The 239-nt window shown below is 55.2% G+C and carries 3 tRNA genes; all 3 read right to left on the bottom strand.

Going from position 1 to position 239, the window contains the following annotated elements:
• Position 1: 1 nt before the first annotated feature.
• Positions 2-74: transfer RNA gene (locus tag FC15_RS07960), tRNA-Phe, on the bottom strand.
• Positions 75-81: 7 nt separating this feature from the next.
• Positions 82-155, bottom strand: a tRNA-Asp gene (locus FC15_RS07965).
• 3 nt (positions 156-158) lie between these two features.
• Positions 159-232, bottom strand: a tRNA-Met gene (locus FC15_RS07970).
• Positions 233-239 lie beyond the last annotated feature (7 nt).

Below are 239 nucleotides of genomic sequence, written 5' to 3' on the forward strand. Positions count from 1 at the left end.
ATGGCGCGGGACAGAATCGAACTGCCGACACATGGAGCTTCAATCCATTGCTCTACCAACTGAGCTACCGAGCCATTTGAACGGTCCCAACCGGACTCGAACCGGTGATCTCCTGCGTGACAGGCAGGCGTCATAACCAACTAGACCATGGAACCATATTGCGGGAGCAGGGTTTGAACCTGCGACCTTCGGGTTATGAGCCCGACGAGCTACCAGACTGCTCCATCCCGCGATAATAT

Origin of the sequence: Lapidilactobacillus concavus DSM 17758 (assembly GCF_001435835.1) — a bacterium.
In the GTDB taxonomy this organism is placed as follows: Bacteria; Bacillota; Bacilli; order Lactobacillales; family Lactobacillaceae; genus Lapidilactobacillus; species Lapidilactobacillus concavus.